This window comes from Streptomyces sp. NPDC057307 (assembly GCF_042667665.1).
Lineage (GTDB): Bacteria > Actinomycetota > Actinomycetes > Streptomycetales > Streptomycetaceae > Streptomyces.
In genome coordinates, this window is sequence record NZ_JBHUZM010000106.1 from 1 (window position 1) to 19,135 (window position 19,135).

A 19,135-nucleotide genomic window follows, 5' to 3' on the forward strand; every position below is an offset into this window, starting at 1 on the left:
GTGTCGGCCCGGTCCGGCGCGTGGGGTCAGCCCGTTCAGTGACCCGAGTGGGCGCCCTGCGCGCTCGCGCCCTTCGCGTCCTTCGCACCCGTGGCACCCTTCTTCGCCGGCGCCGGGTGGTGCGGTTCGTACCCGGGAATCGTGCCGTCCGGCTTGGCGATCAGGAACAGGCCCGCCATGCCCTGGTCGGAGTGGCTCTGCACATGGCAGTGGTACATCCACGCGCCCGCGCCGACGCCCTCGCCCGCGATGATCTGGAGTCCGAAGGAGTCCGCGGGTCCGGTGATCTTGTTGTCGACGATCCGGCTGGTGTCGCCGGCGCCGCTGAGCAGCCCGGTCCTGTTGTCGGCCCAGCGGTGACCGTGGATATGGAACGTGTGGTAGTACTCGCCGTGCGTGATCATGATGACTTCGAGGCGTTCACCCACCGTGGCCTCGAAGTTGGGGCTCTCGGCGCCCGGCAGATTGTTGATCTGCATGTCGTTGAAGACGATCGTGAACTGCTTGTCGGGGAGGATGTCGCCCTCCCGGCGGACCACGAGGCCGCCGTACAGGCCCTGCCTGATGCCGCCCGTGCCGTGGTCGGTGCCGACGACGTGGTCGTGGTAGTGCCAGTAGCCCGCGCTGCCCTCGCGGAAGGTGCCGTCCGCGCGCTTGCCGGGCTTGTGGGTGCGCCAGGTGTACGTGCGTTTGCCGCCCGGCTCCACATGACTCTTGTTCATACGGGTGCCGTCGTTGGCGATGTCGTAGTCGACACCGTGCACGTGCAGGCTGGCGTCGACGTCCGTGAGATTGGTGAACTCGATGTGGACGGTGTCGCCTTCGACGATGTCGATCAGCGGACCGGGGACCGTCGCCTTGCCCTTCTCGAAGCCGTAGCCGATCTTCCCCGTGCCCAACCGCTCGGCCACCATGGTGAGATGGTGCACCTTGCCGCCGGCGGGTGCCCGCTTCGGGCCCGCCGCGGCGGCCATCGGCGCGGGCGCGGCCGAGGAGGCCGAGGCAACGGACAACGATGTCACGCCAGTTGCCGCGACCGCGCCGCCGGCCATCAGGCGCCGGTTGAAACTCCGTCTGTCCATCGCCATGCCGAACTCCCCACATGCGGTGCTGAGACTGTCGGGACACAGTGATGCCCCGGGACGGCCACACGGTAGCTCGGGGATCTTCGTTTATCCACACTCAGGACAAAGTTAGTTCCATTCCGGTGATACCTCTTGGCTCACCACCGAAAGAGGTCTAGCTTCACGCCTGTTGCTGTGACCAAAGATGGGTGGGTGAACACATGCAGCGCGTACCACATCGCCGGTCAAGATCCCGGCGCGTAATGGGCGCCGCCGTGGTGGCCGGCACGATGGCCGCGTCTCTGCTCGGCGGGAACGCCATGGCGGGTCCGTACCCGGAGCCGCCGTCGACAACGTTGTCCCTTCCTTCGCCGCCCGGCGGCAAGAACGTGAAGGTACTCGTCTTCCACGGTTCGACGTCGGAGGAGTCCCCGATCGTCAACGCCGGAATCGAGGCGATCGAGAAGATCGGCCTCACCGGCCCCGCCGCGCAGCGGTTCAAGACCGAGACCAACGGTGACGGTTCGGTCTTCACCAACGCCACCAAGCTCGGCAAGTACAACGCGGTCGTCTTCCTGACGGGCGGCGGCGATGTGCTGGATCCCGAGCAGGAGGCGGGACTTGAAGCCTTCGTCGAGGCCGGCGGAGGCTTCCTCGGCATTCGGGACGCGGCGCGCACCGAGCCGTACTCGGACTGGTTCACCGGACTGATCGGCGCCCGCCCCAAGGCGGCGAGCCCGGACACGGTCCAGCGCGCGACCGTCGAGGTGGGCGACCGTCAGCACCCCGCCACCAAGAACCTGCCGCAGGAGTGGAAGCGCTCCGACAAGTGGTTCAACTGGGACAAGAACCCGACGGGCACCGTGCACACCGTGGCCCGTATCCGGGAGAGCACCTACAAGCCGGGTGAGGGCGCCAACGGCGCGGACCACCCGATCTCCTGGTGCCGTGACTACGACGGCGGCCGGTCCTTCTACACGGGTATGGGCGCCACCGCCGACTCGTACGCCGAGACCGACTTCCGTGACCACCTGCGCGGCGCGCTGCAGTGGACCACTCGTATCTCGCGCGCCGACTGCAAGGCGACGATCGACGCCAACTACACGGCGGAGCGCCTCACCCAGCCCAACAAGCCGGGCGAGTCGGACCAGATCGGCGAGCCGCACGGCACCGTCGTGGCGCCGGACGGCCGCGTCTTCTACATCGGCCGCGGTGGCGGCGACAACACCCAGCCCGTCGTGACCGACTGGGCCGACCCGAACGCCGGCAAGGGCGAGGGCCAGATCCACGTCTACGACCCGAAGACCAAGAAGGTCACCAAGGTCGGCGGCGTGACCATCTTCGGCAACAAGGGCGGCGGCGACGAGCTGGTCAAGAACGAGGAGGGCCTGCTCGGTATCGAGCTGGACCCCGACTTCATGACCAACGGCTGGGTGTATCTGCACTACACACCCCACTCCAAGATCAACCGTGACACCCGGATGGCGCAGCGTCAGGTCTCGCGGTTCACCCTGGACCTCGCGACGAACAAGCTCGACCTCGCCACGGAGAAGGTCCTGCTGAGCTGGCCGGTGCAGATCAACAGCTGCTGCCACGCGGGCGGCGGCATGGCCTGGGACTCCAAGGGCAATCTGTACATCGCGACCGGGGACAACAACTCCTCGCAGTTCAGCGACGGTTACTCGGGCAACAACCCGCAGCCGAACTACAAGGGCGTCTCCTTCGCGGACGCGCGCCGTACGGCCGGTAACACCAACAACCTCAACGGGAAGATCCTGCGGATCCACCCCGAGGACGACGGCACGTACACCCTGCCCACCGGCAACCTCTTCACCGGTGACGAGACGGCCGAGGGCGGCGACAAGACCCGCGGCGAGATCTACGTGATGGGTGTACGCAACCCGGCGCGCATCTCGGTCGACAAGAAGACCGACACCCTGTACGCGGGCTGGGTCGGCCCCGACGCGGGCGCCCCGAGCACCACCTGGGGACCGGCGAAGTACGACACCTTCGCCGCCATCACCAAGGCGGGCAACCAGGGCTGGCCGTACTGCATGGGCAACAAGCAGCCGTACCGCGACCGCAATCTGCCGGACCCGACGAAGCCGCTGGGCTGGTACAACTGCGACGCGCCGAAGAACGAGTCGCCGAACAACGACGGTCTCGTGAACATCCCGCCGATCACGGGCAACACCATCTGGTACTCGCCCCAGGGCGGCGCGCCGGACTACCCGCGTGACGCGAACGGCATCCCGAGCTACAAGGAGGCGGAGGCGACCTACCTCCTGCCGTGGCTCAAGGGCGGTGGCCAGGCGACCATGAACGGTCCCCTCTACCGGTTCGACGCCGACAAGGCGACGGCGGAGAGCTGGCCGTCGTACTGGGACGGCAAGTGGTTCGTGGGTGACTTCTACGACCAGACGCAGCCGAGGCACGCGGTCAATCTCGACCCGAAGACCGCGGGCAAGGGCGGACTGCCCGTGCACGCCGAGTCGTTGAAGAAGATCATTCCGGTCGGTGAGAGCGGTATCCGCAACCTCATGGACTGGAAGTTCGCTCCGGACGGCTCGCTCTACGTGCTCGACTACGGACGTGGATTCTTCACCTCCGACGCGAAGTCCGCGCTGTGGCGCGTGACGTACAAGGGCGGCGAGGCCACACCCGCCGCCGCGGATCTGGCCAGGAAGGCGGCGCAGTGAGGCAACGCGGCGCACTGAGACAGCGACCTCTACGCCTGTGGACGGCCCTGCTGGGCTCGTTGATGCTGGTGCTGGGGCTGACCTCGACACAGGCATACGGACGTGACGACAACGGCAAGTCGCCGATGGCGGCGGCCCAGGTACTGAACTGGACCGCGGGCAACTCCACCACGGAGTACCTGTCGTTCCCGAAGACCGCCGTCGCGGGTCCCGCGACGATCGTCTTCGAGAACAGCAAGGCCACCGGCAACACCACGTCGATGCCGCACACGGTCACGTTCGACACGTCGAACCCCGACTACAACAACGACGTGACGCTCAACCTGATGGCCAGTCCGGAGGACGCCCAGGGCGGGAAGCAGACGGCCGAGGTCGTTCTGACCCCGGGCACCTACCGCTTCTTCTGCACGATCCCCGGTCACGGCATGATGACCGGCACCTTCACCGTCACCGACGGTGGCGGCGGTGACGACACCACCGCGCCCGAGACGGCCGCCAAGATCGACGGCGACCAGAACGGCGACGGCGCGTACGTCGGTCAGGCCACGGTGACGCTCTCCGCCACCGACGCCGGATCGGGTGTCGACACGATCGAGTACGCGGTCGGGGCCGACGGCGAATGGCAGCCGTACACCACACCCGTGGTGGTCAACACCGTCGGTGATCACGTCATCAGATACCGGGCGACCGACAAGGCGGGCAACGCGGCCGCCGAGAAGACGGCCGAGTTCAAGGTCGCGGCGCCGGACACCGGTGACACGACCGCGCCGGAGACCTCGGCGACGGTGACCGGTGAACAGGACGACGACGGCGCGTACTTGGACATGGCCACGGTCACCGTGACCGCGTCGGACGCCGGTTCCGGTGTCAACAAGATCGAGTACGCGATCGGCGCCGACGGTGCCTGGCAGGACTACACCGCGCCGGTGATGGTCCATGAGGTCGGTACGCACAAGGTCCGTTACCGCGCCACCGACAAGGCGGGCAACGCGGCCGCCGAGAAGGCCGTCGACTTCACCGTCGTCACCCCGCCGGTGAAGGACACGACCGCGCCGGTGTCGACGGTCGCCGTGGCCGGTGACAAGAACTCCGACGGCGCGTTCATCACGAGCGCGACGGCGACCATCAAGGCCACGGACGACGACTCGGGTGTCGAGAAGATCGAGTACTCGCTCGACGGCGGTCCGTACCTCGCGTACACGAAGGCCGTGATCGTCGACGCGGTGGGCTACCACAAGCTCGCGCACCGTGCGACGGACAAGGCGGGCAACACCTCGGCGGCCAAGGAGGTGACGTTCACCATCGCCAAGGGCGGTGGCGTTCCGGCCCCCAACTGCCCTGAGTACGACGTCCGTCTGACGGTCATCGTCGGCGCCGTCGACACGGGTGTGCCGAACCGTCTCACCACGACCCGGTGCACGATCAACGAGCTGATCGAGGACGAGAAGGACTGGGCCTCGCACGCCCTGTTCCTGAAGCACGTCGAGACGGTGCTGACCAAGCTCCAGTCGGACGGTGTCATCGACAAGCGCGAGCACACGAAGATCACGAAGGCCGCCAAGCAGTCGAAGATCGGCAAGCCGGGTCAGACGACCGGCTACCGCACGATCTTCGACGGCACGGACACGACCTTCTCCAAGTGGGCTCAGGTCGGCGGCGGCAAGTTCGCGCTAACCGCCGACGGCGCGATGACTAGCAGCACCACCGTCGAGGGCATGGGCATGCTCTGGTTCCCGGAGCGGAAGTACGACGACTTCTCGCTGAAGCTCCAGTTCCGTGACGACGCTCCGGGCACGGGCAACGCCAACGGCGGTGTCTTCGTGCGCTTCCCGAACGTCAACGGTCACCCGCTGGAGAGCCGCCCGGAGTGGGTCGCCATCAACTACGGGCACGAGGTCCAGATCCTGGACCGCCCGGACGGTGACATCTACAAGACGGGATCGCTCTACGGCTTCGACCGGGTCGGCCTGGCCGGCGCGGGCGTCACGCCCAAGGGCAGCTGGAACGACTACGAGATCAAGGTGGTCGACCAGCACTACACGATCCTGCGCAACGGTGTCGTGATCAACGAGTTCGACAACATCGGCGGCCAGGAGTTCACTCCGCCGCGCGCCGGTGACGTGGGTACCGACGGCCGGCGTTACTCGTCCGGCTATGTCGGACTCCAGGTGCACGGCACGACGGACGTCATCTCGTACCGCGACATCCGGATCAAGGAGCTCTGACACCTCCCTTCTTAGGAGGCTGAGCCGACAGAAGTGCCCCTTCCCTTACGGGAGGGGGCACTTCGCCGTTCGCGGGGGCGGCGGGCGCGGGGGGCGTCTGTTGCCCGGGAGTCATCCGCGAGTCACCCGAAAACGGATGGCGGTCGCTCCGGCGGCGCGGATAGCTTGGGCGCCCGTGACTGATCAACTGAAGTTGACGCCGGGGGCGCCCGGTCCCGTCGAGGCCGAACCGGCCTCCGGGGACGGCCTGTTCTCCGGGAGATACGCCTCCGTCACCGCCGGTTTCGCCGTGGTGATGTTCCTGACCGGATTCGCGGCGCTCGCCGTGATCCCCATCCTGCCGACCGCCGCGCGCGACCTGGACGGGGTGTCGCTCTACCCGCTGGTGGCCGGCTGCTTCGTGGCCGCGAGCCTGCTGGGCGGGGTCCTCGGCGGCTACTGGGCGGACCGTGCCGGGGCCCGGCGTCCGCTGGCGGCGGGGGTGGTGCTGTCGGTGGTCACCCTGCTGATCTCCGCGACCAGCGGCTCCGTCTGGCAGTTGGCGGCGGGGCGCTTCCTGGACGGTCTCGCGGGCGGCATGGTGGCGGTGGCGGTCAACACCGCCGTCGCCCAGGCGTACCCCGAGCGGCTGCGGGCCCGGGTGCTGGCCCTGATGAGCACCTGCTGGCTCGTGCCGTCGCTGGTGGGCCCGCCGCTGGCGGGGCTGGTCGTCACCTGGTGGTCCTGGCGTGCGGTGTTCTTCGGTCTGGCCGCGCTGACCGTGCTCCCGGCCGTGGCGGTGGTGCTCCTGCTGCGCGGCCGTGCCTGGCGCGCCGCGCCCCTGCCGGTGGAGGACCGGCCGCCGCGCCCGGCCCTGACGGTCGCGGTGGCGGTGAGCCTCGGCGCGGCGCTGGGGCAGTACGGCGTGTCCGGCTGGGACGCGCGGCGGCTGCTGTGCGCGGTGGTGGGGCTCGCGCTGATGGCGGTGTTCGCGGCCCGGCTGCTGCCGCCGGGCACCTGGCGGGCCGGCCGGGGGCTGCCCGCCACGGCCCTGCTGCGCGGCCTGAGTTCGGGGGTCTTCTTCACGCTGGAGGCTTTCGTACCTCTGTTCCTGCTCAGCGACGGGAACGTACCCGCCGTGGTGACCGGACTGGCCTTCACGGGCGCCGCCGTGGCGTGGGCCGCGTCCTCCTGGGTGCAGGCCCATCCGCTGGAGCACTGGCCGCGGCACCGGCTGGTGGCGACCGGGGCGTCGGTGATGGCGCTGGCCGCCGTGCTCGCCGCCGTCGGCACCCTGCCGGCGACGCATCCGTACCTCGCGGCGTCGGCCATGGTCGTGGCGGCGCTGGGGATGGGGCTGCTGGCTCCGTCGGTGACGCTGCTCGCGCTCCTCCACAGTCCGCCGGGCCGGCAGGGCTATGCGAGCAGCGCGCTCCAGACCACACAGAACCTCGGCCAGATCACGGTGCTGGGGCTGGGCTCGGCCCTCTTCAACGGTTTCCTGGCCGCGGACGCGGACGGTGCGGCGTACGGGGCGGTGTTCGGGATGCTGGTCGTGCCGAGCGTCCTGATCGCGCTGCTGGCGCGGCGGGCGCGATGACCGGGACGGTGTCACCGGAGCCCGGCCGGTGGCCGGTCGGTCCTCAATCGCCGGACGGGCCGGACGGGGTGTCCGGTGCCTCCGGCCGCGCGCGGCTCGGCTGGACCCGCTTCGGTTCGCCCGGCATCTTCGGGTAGTCCGGCGGATACGGCAGATCGCCGTGACCGTGGTCGCGCTCGTCGCGGGCGGCCAACTCCAGCAGGCCCTCCAGGCTGTACGCCTCGGAGTCCATGTCCGCGTGCAGATCGCCGAGTTCGGCGAAGCGGGCCGGCATCGTCGCCACGTCGAAGTCGCGCGGGGAGACGTCGTCCAGCTCGTCCCAGCGCAGCGGCGCGGACACCGTGGCGTACGGATTGGGGCGCACCGAGTAGGCGGACGCGATGGTGCGGTCGCGCGCCGTCTGGTTGTAGTCCACGAAGATCCGCTCGCCCCGCTCCTCCTTCCACCAGGCCGTGGTGACCCGGCCCGGCATGCGCCGCTCCAGCTCCCGGCCGACCGCGATGGCGGAGCGCCGTACCTGGGTGAAGGTCCAGAGCGGTTCGATCGGCACGAACACGTGCAGACCGCGACCGCCGGAGGTCTTGGGCCTGCCGCGCAGACCCTGCTCGTCGAGGATGCCGTGCAGCTCGTGCGCCGCCCTGACGGCGTCGTGGAAGTCGGTGCCGGGCTGCGGGTCCAGGTCGATGCGCAGTTCGTCGGGGTGCTCGGTGTTCCCCCGCCGTACGGGCCAGGGGTGGAAGGTCAAGGTGCCGAGATTCGCCGCCCACAGCACGGCGGCCGGTTCGGTGGGGCAGATCTCGTCGGCGGTGCGTCCGCTGGGGAAGGAGATACGGGCGGTGGGGATCCAGTCGGGCAGGTTCTTGGGCGCCCGCTTCTGGTAGAAGGACTCGCCGGTGACGCCGTCGATGTAGCGCTGGAGGGTGGTCGGCCGGTTCCGCAGGGCGCGGGTGATCCCCTCCCCCACCGCGATGTAGTACTGGGCGACGTCCAGCTTGGTGAAGCCCCGCTCGGGAAAGTAGATCTTGCCGGGGCTGGACAGCCGTACGGTTCGCCCGCCGACCTCCAGTTCCATCGCCGCGCCCTTGCTCGCCATACGCGCCACCGTAGGCGTGGCTCCCCCGGCCCGCATATCGGGCGGACGGGCCGGGTCCCGCGCACAATCGGGGGCATGGATCTGCCGGTGATGCCCCCGATGAAACCGATGCTGGCCAAGTCCGTGGCGAAAATCCCGCCCGGAATGCAGTACGAGGCGAAGTGGGACGGCTTCCGTGCGGTGATCCACCGGGACGGCGACGAGGTGGTGATCGGCAGCAGGAACGGCAAGCCGCTGACCCGCTACTTCCCCGAGCTGGTCACCGCCTTCCTGCGCGAGCTGCCCGAGCGGTGTGTGGTCGACGGCGAGATCGTGATCGCGTACGAGGGCCGGCTGGACTTCGACCGGCTCAGCGAGCGCATCCACCCGGCCGACTCCCGTGTGCGGACGCTCGCCGAGCGGACCCCCGCGAGCTTCGTCGCCTTCGACCTGTTGGCACTCGGCGACCGGTCGCTGCTGTCCACCGCGCAGTCCGAGCGCCGCTCCGCTCTCGCCGGCGCCCTCGCCGGTGTCTCGGCCCCGGTGTATCTGGCACCGGCCACCACGGATGTGGACCTGGCGCGGGAGTGGTTCCGGCGCTACGAGGGCGCGGGGCTGGACGGGGTGGTCGCCAAGCCGCTGGACCTGCCGTACCGGCCGGACGTACGGGTGATGTACAAGATCAAGCACGAGCGGACGGCGGACGTGGTCGTGGCCGGATACCGCCTCCACAAGAGCGGCCCGGTCGTCGGGTCGCTGCTGCTCGGCCTGCACGACACGGCCGGGACGCTGCAGCACGTGGGGGTGTGTGCCGCGTTCTCGATGAAGCGGCGGGCCGAGCTGGTGGACGAGCTGGCACCGCTGCTGATGGATCCCGCCGACGGTCATCCGTGGGCCGCCTGGGCGCGGGAGTCGGCGCACGAGACCGCCAGACTGCCCGGCGCGCCGAGTCGCTGGTCGGGCAAGAAGGACCTGTCGTGGGTCGCGGTGCGGCCGGAGCTGGTGTGCGAGGTGGGTTACGACCACATGGAGGGCGACCGGTTCCGGCACACGGCGCAGTTCCGCCGGTGGCGCCCGGACCGTACGCCCGAGGAGTGCACGTACGCGCAGTTGGACGAGCCGGTGCGGTACGACCTGGCGGAGGTGCTCGCGTCCGGCTGATCCGAGGGGCGCGGCGCGCCCCGGCGGGGGCCTACTCCACGAAGGTGCCCTCGACGTAGACCCAGGCGCCCTCGTGCCGTTCGAAGCGGCTCCGCTCGTGCAGCGCGCCCTCCTCGCCCCGGCGGGCGTAGCGGGCGCGGAAGGTGACCGTGCCCGTGGTGTGGAAGGCGCTGCCCTCGGTGGTCGCCAGGATCTCCAGGCCCGCCCAGCGCATCGCCGGGTCGAGATCGACCCGTGACGGGCGGGTGGCGGGGTGCCAACTGCTCAGCAGATACGGCTCGTTACCCACCGCGAAGGCGCTGTAGCGGGCCCGCATCAGACGCTCGGCGGTGGGGGCGCCGGCGGTTCCGGAGTGGAAGCGGCCGCAGCAGTCTCCGTAGGAGGCGGGCAGGCCGCAGAGGCAGGGCGAGGCGTCTCGTGACGCGCGCGGGCCCGGTTCGGGGCGCGCGGTCGATGAGTTTCGCGTGGGACGTGTGGGGCATCGGGCCATCCGCATATTGTGCCCGTCCGCCGGAGGGGCCGAAGTCCGGGGACGGCCGAGAAGGGGCCCGGACGGGTGCTGGGCGGCCGTGGGGCCGTGTCTCGGTGTTCGTGGGCGCCCGGTCCGCCCCGGCGCTGTGACGTGGCGCACACGCGGTTCTCGGCGGGCGGGCGAAGCGGGGCGGGCGTTACGGGGCGGGCGTTACGGGGCGGGGGCGCCCGCACCGTAACGGATATCGGTCCGGGCCCCGGTCCGGGAAACGCCTCGGCGCCGCCGCACCCCCCGAGAGTGCTGCGGCGCCGAGGCGCTTGCCCGCCCGGACCCCCGTCGGTCCGGACCGCGTGAGTCCTGTGTCAGGGCTTGCGGGCGACGCCCACGAATCCGGCGATGAGCCCGTCGCCCGGGACGGGGACGACCTCGCCCAGCTCCGGACGCCACTCGGCCACCAAGGAGACACCGGGGTCGACGAGTTCGAGACCGTCGAAGAAGTGGCCGACCTCCTCGCGTGAGCGCAGGGCCAGCGGTACGCCCTTCGCCTTGTAGAGCGCCTCCGCCTTCTTCGAGTTCTCCGGGTCGAACTCCCCCGTGGTGTGGGAGATCACCAGATAGCTGCCGGACGCCAGCGGCGCGAGCAGCTTGCGCACCAGCTCGTGCGCGCCGTCCTCGTCCGGGACGAAGTGCAGCAGCGCGATGAGCGACAGGGCGACCGGCTTGTCGAAGTCCAGGATCTTCCCGGCCTGTTCGACGATCGCGTCGGGTTCACGCGCGTCGGCCTGGATGTACTCGGTCAGCCCCTCGGGGCTGCTGCGCAGCAGCGCCTCCGCGTGCCGCAGCACGATGGGGTCGTTGTCGGTGTAGACGACGCGCGAGTCGGCGGCGACCTGCTGCGCTATCTGGTGCAGGTTGGGCTCGGTCGGAATGCCGGTACCGATGTCGAGGTACTGGCGCACGCCCGCCTCGGCGCCGAGCCAGCGGGTGGCCCGGTGCATGAACGCCCGGTTGCACTTGGCCATCTCCCGGCCGAGCGGGTTCAGTTCGAGGAGCTGCCGGGCCATCTCCTCGTCGACGGGATAGTTGTCCTTGCCGCCGAGGAACCAGTCGTACATCCGGGCCGGGTGCGGCCTGCTGGTGTCGATGGGGTCATGCCCGGTCATGTGCACTCCATGAGTCTCAGCGTCACTGGCAAGAACTAACTGGCAAGGACTAGTGGCAAGGAACAGGTGAGTTCAGATCCGATCAGCCCTGATCGGCTCGTACCAGGCGGGATCCGGCCGATCAGAACATAAGGTTCACGTCACATCACGGCGAATCACGCCACGTCGGTCACGTCGGTCATGTCAGGTCACGTACGGGCCGGATCAGGTCAACAGGAAGTCGGCCTGGCCGGACTTGGCGCCTTGAATGAACGCGGCGATCTCGCCATGGGTGTAGATCAGCGCGGGGCCGTCAGGGTCGTTGGACTGGCGCACGGCGACTCTGCCGTCGGCCAGCTTCATGGCCTCGATGCAGTTGCCGCCGTTGCCGCCGCTCCACGGCTTGTGCCAGCCTTCGGCGCCGAGGTCGGTGGCGGGCATGCCGTTGTATATCGGATCCATTCACAGCTCCTTGCGGACATCCTTGAGGATCTCCTTCGTGCGTTGTGCAGTTGCAGCCTGAGCCGCCATGCGGTCCATGACCTCGAGGTGGGTCGCCACCTCAGGACGCGAGTCGAGGTAGACGGCGCCGGTCAGGTACTCGCTGTAGATCATGTCGGGCAGTTCGGGCATGGCGAAACGGAAGAGCACGAACGGCCCGTACGTTCCGGGGTGGTGTCCGGAGGAGAACTCCGCGATCTGCAGCGTCACATTGGACATCTCGGACGCGTCGATGAGCCGGTCGACCTGCTCGCGCATGATCTCCGGCGTACCGACGGGACGGCGAAGCACCGTCTCATCCATGATCACCCACAATCTGGGTGCGTCCGACCGCGTGAGCAGGGACTGGCGTTGCATACGGAGTGCGACGTGCCGTTCGATCGCCTCCGGCTGGACCTGCCCCACGGCGCCGGCGTGCATGACCGACAGCGCGTAGCCCTCCGTCTGGAGGAGGCCCGGTACGAAGTGCGGTTCGTACGCCCTGACCAGGGAGGCGGCGCCTTCCAGGCTGACGTACATGCTGAACCAGTCCGGCAGGATGTCGTGGAACCGCTGCCACCAGCCTGGCTTGTTGGCCTCCTCCGTCAGCTCGACGAAGGCGTTCGCCTCCTCGTCGCCGACCCCGTAGGCCCGGAGAAGCACCTGTACATAGGGGACTTTGAGCGTGACCTCGGCGGTCTCCATCCTGCGGACAGTGGCCGACGCCACCCGGAGAAGCTTCGCGGCTTCCTCGCGTTTCAGGCCGGCTCTCTCGCGCAGATCCATCAGACGTTTGCCGAGTACGACCTGTCCCACGGTCGGGGCAGACCGCGGTTCACTCACTTTGGAACCTCCCCATGCACGGTTGCCAGCAGTGTGCCATGTCCTCGCCAGTAAGAACACGGCACTCTGAAACTTTCACAGTGCTACTTGCCAAGTGTCTCGCACGGGTGGAGAGTGGTTCGGTGAACCAGCTCACGCAGTTGTCGTGCTCCGCCCGGAGGTTTCGCACGGTGCTGCTTCCCCACCGTTAGGAATCGGTCGTGGCACCTGGTAACGCGCTCACCCCCCCGCTGATGACCGTGTGCCCTGGCAACGTTGTCCGACGCTACGGCTTCGCACTACCCGCTCACCCGGAGTCGGTCTGTCGCGCCAGACGGCTCACCCGTGAGCGGCTCGGCCGTTGGGGCACCACGGACGAGACCCTTGAAACCGCCATTCTGATCATTTCCGAGCTGGTCACGAACGCCGTCGTCCACGCGCCCGGCGACCATGTCATGTGCGAATTGCGCGAAGGGAACGGCCGGCTGCACATAGCCGTCGAGGACCAGGGTTTCGGCCCCACCGGGCCCCAGCTGCACCGCGTGTCCGACGACGAGCACGGCCGGGGACTGCTCCTGGTGGACGCCGTGAGCAGCTGCTGGGGAACGCACGACACATCCGGTTACGGCGCCGGGCGTGTCGTATGGGCGGAGCTGCCGCACGAGACGGGGCAGGGGCAACCGTGTTGATGGGTGCGATGCGCCGGTTCGCCCGTGGGCTGCGCGAGGAGCGGAGCGGTTTCGCGCAGCTGCCGCTGCCGCCGACGCTGCCCGCCTCGCTCGGCTGTGACGCGGTGGGCGTCCCCGCGCGGCACGGGTTCCGGCTGATGGGCAGGCTGCCCAGTACGGGCTGTGTCTTCGCCGACACCGAGTGGTGGTGGTGGATCGTCCCCGCCGGTTCGGATCTCGAACTGGACTGGCCCCGGCCCGCGCGTTACGTCTCCGGGACCCTGGTCCCGGCCGCGCACCCCCGGCTGATCCACTGGCCGGACGCCCCCACGCCGTACACGCCGCCGATCCCCTTCTATCTGATGGTCTGCCAGCTCGCGGGGACGACGCCTACGTGGGAGGCGCAGCCGCGGGGAGAGATCGCGGTGCGTCAGCGCGGCTGACCGCCTTCTCCTTCCGTACCGAGTCACCTACAAGGACAGCGCGTTCCAGGTCGTCTCGTCGGCCGCCAGCAGCTCCCGGGTGCGGTCGGCAGGCGCCAGCGGGCCGTGGTCGGCCGGGACGCGCAGGGCGGAGGCCGCCGTCAGATGGCCGAGGCGCAGGGCCCGTACCGGATCGTCGTACCGCAGCAGCCCCGCCAGGAAGCCCCCGGCGAACGCGTCGCCCGCGCCCACCGGCTCGACCACCCGCACCTTCGGCGCGTTCACCGTGTACGTGTGCGGGCCGATGTACGCGGTGGCCGCCCGCGCCCCGTCCTTGACCACCAGCACGCGCGGCTCCGGCAGCAGGGCGCGGACCGCGTCGGGGGCGGCGTCGTCGCCCAGCGCCTCGGCCCAGAGTGCCTGGGCCTCGTCGAGGCCGACCAGGACGAGGTCCGCGCGGGCCGCGAGGGGCAGCAGGATCGCGGCCGCGGACTCGTCGCCCCAGAGCGCGGGGCGGTGGTTCACGTCGAAGCTGACGGCGTACGGCCGTCCCGGGCGCAGCGCCCGCTCCACCAGGGCGCGGCAGGACGCCGAGAGCGCCGGGGTGATCCCCGTGAGATGCACGAGGGCGGCGCCGCGCACCGCCGGATCGTCCAGCGCCGACGGTCCGAGGGCGGAGGCGGCCGATCCGGTGCGGTAGTAGTGGACGCTCGTCGTGTCCGGGCCCGGGTTCTTGACCAGCAGGCCGGTGGGGCGCACCGGATCGGTCCGTACGCCGGAGACGTCGACGCCCGACGCGGCGATCCGCTCCCGGACCCGCCGCCCGAAGGGGTCGTCGCCCAGCGCGGACACCCAGCGGGCCGGCACACCGTGGTCCGCCAGATACATCGCGACGTTCGACTCGGCGCCCGCGACGTCGAGCCTCAGCGTCTCGGCGGTGTCGAGCGGTGCGACCGGGTCGGGGGCCAGCGCCGCCATGGTCTCGCCGACGCAGACGACCGGGCCGGGGCGCGGCAGCGGGGCCGCACTCACGACGCGTCCGGGGCCGCGGCGCGTACGACCTCCAGGAAGGTGCGGGCGCGGGAGCGCAGGGCGTCGAGTCCCGCTTCGACCGAAGCGTCGGCGGCCGCGGCGTCGGCCGCGTCGCCGATCAGCGGGGATCCGACGCCGACCGCGAGCGCGCCGGCGTTCAGATACGCCCTGGCCGCCGTGGTGTCGACGCCCCCGACGGGCACGAACGGGACGTTCGGGAAGGGGCCCTTGAGCGCGCGCAGATAGGCGGGCCCGCCGGCCTGGGCGGCGGGGAAGATCTTCACCGCGCAGGCTCCGGCGCGCAGCGCGGCCACGATCTCGGTGGGTGTCATCACCCCGGCAAGCACCGGCAGTTGAAGCTCCCGCGCGGCGACGACGCCTTCGCAGACTGCGGGCGTGACGACGAAGTCCGCGCCGGCCCGGTGCACGGCGCGCGCGTCGTCGGCGGTCAGGACGGTGCCCGCGCCGAGGGGCGCGTCGGGCCCGAGCGCGGCGCGGGCCTGCGCGATGACGTCGAGCGAGTCCCGCCCGGTGAGCGAGACCTCGACGAGCGCGACGCCCTCCTCGACGAGTGTGCGTACGGTCCTGAGCGCCGCGTCGGGGTCCGTGCCGCGCACGATGGCGACGATTCGGTGGGCGCGCAGGGCGACCGGCAGATCCACGGGTGGGTTCCTTCTCTCGTACTGCGGGTTCGGTCGTGCCCGGTTCTCGTTCATGGTCGCGGATCGCGGCCCGCCGTGACGGTCAGCCGCCAGCGGACCTCGCCCGACGCGGGGACCCGCGCGGCGTCGTCCTCTCCGGCCGCCGCCAGGTCGAAGACCCGGCCGAGCATCGGTTCGACGCCGACGGAGCGGTACGGGGCATCGGCGGGGAAGCCGCCCAGGTTGCGCCAGAGGGCCACGGAGACGGGCTGTCCGGGCGCCTCGACCGCCAGGTGCAACGTGTCCCGCCCGTCGCGTACCGACACCTCCGGGGCGGCGACGACCGCGCCCACGGCGGTGCCGTCGTCCGGGCCGAGCCGGTCGAGCGGCACGGCGTCGACCAGGGGCCAGGCGCCGGCGATCCAGTGCGCCCCGTCGTCCGGGTAGAGCCGGGTCGGCGCGCCGTCACGGATGCCGACGGTGGCGCGGGGCGACAGGTCCAGGAGCGCGTGGGCGGCCCAGAGGAAGCGGTAGCCGGGCGCGGCCGTGAGCCGGTAGTCGACGACGAGCGTGTCCGCCTCGTCGCGGATACGGCGTACGAGCCGGAAGTCCGGGCAGTCCACCCACTCCTCGTCGCCGGCGCGTCGCCAGGGCCGGGACCACGCGTCGCCGTGGTCCGGAGCGCCGCGCACCGTGGGGACGCACTCCTCCAGGCCCCCGGCGTCGGCGAAGGCGTCACCTGGCGCGACGAGGGGGCGGCGCGGCTCGTCCCGGCTCCACAGCCACTCCCGGCCGCCCGCCCGCAGTGACGTCCAGCGTCCGCCGTGCGCGGGGTCGGTGGTCACCGGAACGGCGGGCTTCGCGCTCACCATTCCGCGAACGAGCCGTCGTCGTGCCGCCACACCGGATTGCGCCAGGCGTGCCCGGTGCGGTCGGCGGCGCGTACGGCGGCCTCGTCGACCGTGACGCCGAGCCCCGGCAGATCCGTGCGGTGCGCGTGGCCGTCGACGAAGCGGAACGGTTCGGTGTCCAGGACGTACGACAGCAGGTCGGCGTCCTTGTTGTAGTGCAGGCCCCTGCTCTGCTCCTGGATGAGGAAGTTCGGTGTGCAGAAGGCGACTTGGAGGCTGGCGGCCAGCGCGATCGGGCCGAGCGGGCAGTGCGGGGCGAGCTGCGCGCCGTAGGCGTCGGCGAGCGAGGCGATGCGGTGCACCTCCGATATGCCGCCGGCGTGCGAGAGGTCGGGCTGGACCACGGCGACACCGGCGGCGAGCGCGGGCAGGAACTCGGCCCGCCCGTAGAGCCGTTCACCGGTCGCGATGGGGACGGAGCTGGACGCGACCAGCCCGGCCAGCAGATGCCCGTGCTCGGGCAGCAGCGGTTCCTCCACGAACAGCGGGTGCAGCGGCGCGAGTTCGGACAGGACGCGGCGGGCGCCCGCCGGGCTGAAGCGGCCGTGGAAGTCGACCGCGACGTCCCGGTGCGGGCCGAGTACGGCGCGCGCCGCCGCCACCCGCTCGGCCACGGCTGCGGTCTCGGCGGGGCTGGTGATCGGGGACGTACGCCCGGCGGCGTTCATCTTCACGGCGGTGAAGCCCGCCTCGACCTGGGCGGTGACCTCGTCGGTGAGCCGGGCGGGTTCGTCGCCGCCGACCCACGCGTACACCCGCACCCGGTCCCTGACGGGTCCGCCGAGCAGGGCGTGCACGGGGGCGCCGTACGTCTTGCCGGCGATGTCCCACAGGGCCTGGTCGATCCCGGCGACGGCGCTGGAGAGCACGGGGCCGCCCCGGTAGAAGCCGCCCTTGGTCATGACCTGCCAGTGGTCCTCGATCCGCAGCGGGTCCTGGCCGACGAGGTATTCGGCGAGGACGTCCACGGCCGCCCGTACGACCTCCGCCCGGCCCTCGACCACGGGTTCGCCCCAGCCGACGGTGCCCTCGTCGGTCTCGACACGGCAGAACAGCCAGCGGGGCGGGACGAGGAACGTCTCCACGGATACGATCTTCACTTCGCCTCGGAGCCTTTCGTCTCGGGAACGCCGGCCGGGCCGGACGTCCCGTGCACCTTGTCGAGGTCGCGGACCGCCTGGTCGAGCAGCGCCCGCATGGCCTGCTGGGCAGCGTCCGGGTCCTGGGCGCGTACGGCGTCCAGGACCGCGCGGTGGCTCGGCACGGGATCCTCGCCGTGCGGCGAGGAGTGCACGATCCGGTCGCGGTGGGCGAGACCGGACTCGATGACCATCTCCATGCGTTCCAGCAGTTCGTTGTGGGTGGCGGCGAGGAGCGCGCGGTGGAAGGCGAGGTCGGCCTCGACCGCGTGCGCGGCTCCGCCGTCCCCCTCCCCCATCTCCGTCAACGCCGCTTCCAGCGCGGCGAGATCGGCGTCGGTGCGCCGCTCGGCGGCGAGCCGGACGGCGGCCGGTTCGATGATGCCGCGCACCTCACCGAGGTTGCGCAGCAGGGCCAGGTCCGCGCCGGCGGTGGTGCCTTCGGCGAACTGCCAGCGCAGGACGTCGGCGTCGAGGAGGTTCCAGTCGGAGCGGGATCTGACGAACGTCCCCCGGCGCTGCCGCGCGTCGACCATTCCCTTGGCGGCGAGCACCTTCAGCGACTCACGCAGGGCGGTCAGGCTGACGTCCAACTCGCGCTGCAGTTCCACGAGATCGAGGGTGGCTCCCTCGGGGATCTCGCCGCTGAGCACCCGGCGCGCGAGAGTCTCCACGGTCTGGCCGTGCACTCCGCGGCGCGCGTATGGCGTCATGTGTCGTTCTGCCTTTCTGCTGGTCGTTCGTGTGGGGCGGAGGTCGTACGAAGGCCGGGCGGCCGGGCCGACGGCCGTCAGGCCGACGCCTTCACGACACTCCATCCGCCGTCCACGAGCAGACTCGATCCGGTGATGTAGGAGGCTTCGTCGGCCGCCAGGAAGGCGATGGCCGCCGCGACCTCCTCGGGCGTGCCGAAGCGTCGCGCCGCCGTGCCCTCGACGCTGAGGGCCCGCTCCTCCTCGGGTACGCGGTCCCACGCGGCGGTGAGGATCGGGCCGGGCAGTACGGCGTTGACGCGTACCTCCGGCCCGTACTCGACGGCGAGCTGTCCGCAGAGCGAGAGCAGCGCGCCCTTGCTCGCGGCGTACGCGGGGTGGCCGGGGATGCCCATGCGCGCGTGGACGGAGGACGTCAGCACCACCGCGCCTTGGTGGGCGCGCAGATCGGGCAGGGCGGCGCGGAAGCCGAGGAAGCCGCCGGTGAGGTTGACGGCGAGCTGGCGTTCCCAGGAGGCGACGGTCATCTCGTGCGCGGGGCTGACGTCCACGGTGTAGGCGTTGCTGACGAGGACGCCGACCGGGCCGTGGCGGTGGGCGGCGGCCACGACGCGGTCCCAGTCGTCCTGTTCGGCGACGTCGGTCCGTACGAAGTCGGCGCGGGCGCCCTTGTCGCGGATGCCGGCGGCGACGGCCTCGCCGCGCGCCGTGTCGATGTCGGCGAGGATCACGGCGGCGCCCTCGGCGGCGAGCCGGGACGCGGTGGCGGCCCCGATTCCCGACGCGGCTCCGGTGACCACGGCGACACGGTCGTGGAAGCGGGCTGGTGCGTTCATGAGGCGGTTCGACTCCTCCGGGTGCGTGGCCGCCGTTCGGCGACCCGGGCGACTGTA

18 protein-coding genes are annotated in these 19,135 nt (G+C 70.8%); 6 read left to right on the top strand and 12 right to left on the bottom strand.

Annotated features, from left to right (window positions below; translation table 11 throughout):
• Positions 1–35: 35 nt before the first annotated feature.
• On the bottom strand, positions 36–1,082 hold the full coding sequence (locus ACFUN8_RS27850) for a multicopper oxidase domain-containing protein (protein WP_383643211.1): 1,047 nt from the start codon (positions 1,080–1,082) through the stop codon (positions 36–38).
• Between the two features lie 203 nt (positions 1,083–1,285).
• Here ACFUN8_RS27850 and ACFUN8_RS27855 point away from each other — a divergent pair, with 203 nt between their 5' ends.
• The 3 genes from ACFUN8_RS27855 (at position 1,286) to ACFUN8_RS27865 (ending at position 7,567) form a co-directional block, all read left to right on the top strand.
• Positions 1,286–3,763: a ThuA domain-containing protein gene (locus ACFUN8_RS27855; protein WP_383643146.1), complete on the top strand. Its 2,478-nt coding sequence runs from the start codon at positions 1,286–1,288 to the stop codon at positions 3,761–3,763.
• Between the two features lie 62 nt (positions 3,764–3,825).
• Positions 3,826–5,988, top strand: coding sequence for an OmpL47-type beta-barrel domain-containing protein (locus ACFUN8_RS27860; RefSeq protein WP_383643149.1), 2,163 nt, complete (start codon positions 3,826–3,828; stop codon positions 5,986–5,988).
• Between the two features lie 175 nt (positions 5,989–6,163).
• Positions 6,164–7,567: an MFS transporter gene (locus tag ACFUN8_RS27865; protein WP_383643152.1), complete on the top strand. Its 1,404-nt coding sequence runs from the start codon at positions 6,164–6,166 to the stop codon at positions 7,565–7,567.
• A 43-nt stretch (positions 7,568–7,610) separates the two neighbouring features.
• Here the strand turns inward: ACFUN8_RS27865 and ligD are convergent, their stop codons facing one another.
• Positions 7,611–8,660, bottom strand: coding sequence for a non-homologous end-joining DNA ligase (gene ligD, locus ACFUN8_RS27870; RefSeq protein ID WP_383643155.1), 1,050 nt, complete (start codon positions 8,658–8,660; stop codon positions 7,611–7,613).
• A 75-nt stretch (positions 8,661–8,735) separates the two neighbouring features.
• Between ligD and ACFUN8_RS27875 the strand changes: the two genes are divergently transcribed.
• Positions 8,736–9,800 (top strand): ATP-dependent DNA ligase, encoded by a 1,065-nt coding sequence (locus tag ACFUN8_RS27875; RefSeq protein WP_383643158.1) that lies wholly within the window; start codon positions 8,736–8,738, stop codon positions 9,798–9,800.
• Positions 9,801–9,831: 31 nt separating this feature from the next.
• On the opposite strand, the gene ACFUN8_RS27880 is transcribed toward ACFUN8_RS27875, so the two are convergent.
• From ACFUN8_RS27880 to ACFUN8_RS27895, 4 genes are all read right to left on the bottom strand, one after another.
• Positions 9,832–10,290, bottom strand: coding sequence for a YchJ family protein (locus ACFUN8_RS27880; protein ID WP_383643161.1), 459 nt, complete (start codon positions 10,288–10,290; stop codon positions 9,832–9,834).
• Positions 10,291–10,634: 344 nt separating this feature from the next.
• Complete coding sequence (locus ACFUN8_RS27885) at positions 10,635–11,435, bottom strand: SAM-dependent methyltransferase (protein WP_383643164.1); 801 nt, start codon at positions 11,433–11,435, stop codon at positions 10,635–10,637.
• A gap of 204 nt (positions 11,436–11,639) precedes the next feature.
• Entirely contained in the window at positions 11,640–11,876 is a 237-nt protein-coding gene (locus ACFUN8_RS27890) for a DUF397 domain-containing protein (RefSeq protein WP_078074169.1), read from the bottom strand.
• The gene (locus ACFUN8_RS27895; RefSeq protein ID WP_383643167.1) at positions 11,877–12,737 is read right to left on the bottom strand and encodes a helix-turn-helix domain-containing protein; all 861 of its coding nucleotides are present in this window, start codon (positions 12,735–12,737) and stop codon (positions 11,877–11,879) included.
• A gap of 200 nt (positions 12,738–12,937) precedes the next feature.
• Here ACFUN8_RS27895 and ACFUN8_RS27900 point away from each other — a divergent pair, with 200 nt between their 5' ends.
• Entirely contained in the window at positions 12,938–13,405 is a 468-nt protein-coding gene (locus ACFUN8_RS27900; protein WP_383643170.1) for an ATP-binding protein, read from the top strand.
• Complete coding sequence (locus ACFUN8_RS27905; protein WP_383643173.1) at positions 13,405–13,827, top strand: hypothetical protein; 423 nt, start codon at positions 13,405–13,407, stop codon at positions 13,825–13,827. The genes ACFUN8_RS27900 and ACFUN8_RS27905 overlap by 1 nt, the downstream gene beginning before the upstream one ends.
• A 27-nt stretch (positions 13,828–13,854) precedes the next feature.
• Here the strand turns inward: ACFUN8_RS27905 and ACFUN8_RS27910 are convergent, their stop codons facing one another.
• The 6 genes from ACFUN8_RS27910 to ACFUN8_RS27935 form a co-directional block, all read right to left on the bottom strand.
• On the bottom strand, positions 13,855–14,838 hold the full coding sequence (locus ACFUN8_RS27910; RefSeq protein WP_383643176.1) for a sugar kinase: 984 nt from the start codon (positions 14,836–14,838) through the stop codon (positions 13,855–13,857).
• Positions 14,835–15,500, bottom strand: coding sequence for a bifunctional 4-hydroxy-2-oxoglutarate aldolase/2-dehydro-3-deoxy-phosphogluconate aldolase (locus ACFUN8_RS27915; RefSeq protein WP_383643179.1), 666 nt, complete (start codon positions 15,498–15,500; stop codon positions 14,835–14,837). The genes ACFUN8_RS27910 and ACFUN8_RS27915 overlap by 4 nt, the downstream gene beginning before the upstream one ends.
• A 50-nt stretch (positions 15,501–15,550) precedes the next feature.
• Positions 15,551–16,351 (bottom strand): hypothetical protein, encoded by an 801-nt coding sequence (locus ACFUN8_RS27920; RefSeq protein ID WP_383643182.1) that lies wholly within the window; start codon positions 16,349–16,351, stop codon positions 15,551–15,553.
• Positions 16,345–17,490 carry a galactonate dehydratase gene (gene dgoD, locus ACFUN8_RS27925; RefSeq protein WP_383643185.1) on the bottom strand — a complete coding sequence of 382 codons (1,146 nt, stop codon included), beginning with the start codon at positions 17,488–17,490 and terminating at the stop codon, positions 16,345–16,347. Before dgoD ends, ACFUN8_RS27920 begins: the two co-directional genes overlap by 7 nt.
• A complete protein-coding gene (locus ACFUN8_RS27930; protein ID WP_383643188.1) occupies positions 17,487–18,242 on the bottom strand; it encodes a FadR/GntR family transcriptional regulator in 756 nt (251 codons plus the stop codon). The genes dgoD and ACFUN8_RS27930 overlap by 4 nt, the downstream gene beginning before the upstream one ends.
• A gap of 77 nt (positions 18,243–18,319) precedes the next feature.
• Entirely contained in the window at positions 18,320–19,078 is a 759-nt protein-coding gene (locus ACFUN8_RS27935) for an SDR family NAD(P)-dependent oxidoreductase (RefSeq protein WP_383643190.1), read from the bottom strand.
• Between the last annotated feature and the right edge of the window lie 57 nt (positions 19,079–19,135).